Genomic DNA, 900 nt, shown 5'->3' on the forward strand with positions numbered 1-900 from the left:
CTGTGTTACACATCCAGAATGCCATATTCGACGTCATCGACAGCGCGTCTTTTTGTGAGGAGACTAAGTTTGGGGTGTTTCGGATGTAATGGGTTGCGGTTGATGGTTTTCGGTTGTTGGTAATTGATGCGGTATGTGCTCCGTGGATGCTAGCCGGGGGCGGCCCGGCAGCCGGTTACTATTTTTTGCTTCGCCAAAAGAAAGTAACCAAAGAAAAGGCGACCGCAGATGCCGCTGCCCCTGTCGGGGTCCCCACATTTTCCTGCCGCCAGCCGGGTCTGATGACCAACTCACTGCGCTCAAACATGTCATCAGCCTGATCCGTCTGTCGGCAGGAAAATGTGGCAGCGTCAAATGACGGGGTAGGTCAACTGCCAGGTCAAAAGCAACTGCCACTTCAAAAGCAACGTCAACTGTGGCTGCGCCAGTGCTGGGGGCTTAGTCGTTGCAGGCTTGGGCGGCTTTGTTTAGTGCGGCTTTTCTGGCTTTTTTGAGTGTGGTGGTGTGGGTATTGATTGATTCTGCTTCTTGTAGGGCGTGTTCTGCCAGAAGTGTTGCGGTGTCGATGGTGAATGTTTTTAGAAGTTTGCAATCGGGAACGCTGAGGGCAAGCGCTGCGGTGTTGGTGTGATTGGGGTTGTTTCGGTAGGCCTCGCTGGCTTCGACGATGTCGAAAATCAGGGTGACGGCTTGAGAGAAAGCGGCGGTGCGTGCTGCTAAGTCGAGCATGAAAATAGATTGCTCGCAGTCGATTGCGTCGCTGAGGTTTTGATGGTGTTGGTTGGAGGAAGTGGCGTCTGAAGATTGTTCGGGAGCTTTGGTATTGGGCATCGTTCGATCCTTTAGTCTGCTGGGTTTAGCCAGTCCCGTCGGATAACGGGGTGGGCGACAAATGACGGG

At 53.4% G+C, this 900-nt stretch carries 1 protein-coding gene; it reads right to left on the reverse strand.

The genetic code is table 11. The features are described from left to right. Positions 1-438: 438 nt before the first annotated feature. The coding region (locus ACVBEF_RS21250; RefSeq protein ID WP_447125880.1) for a hypothetical protein at positions 439-900 on the reverse strand (462 nt) is incomplete at its 5' end.

This window comes from Glaciimonas sp. GG7 (assembly GCF_052976905.1).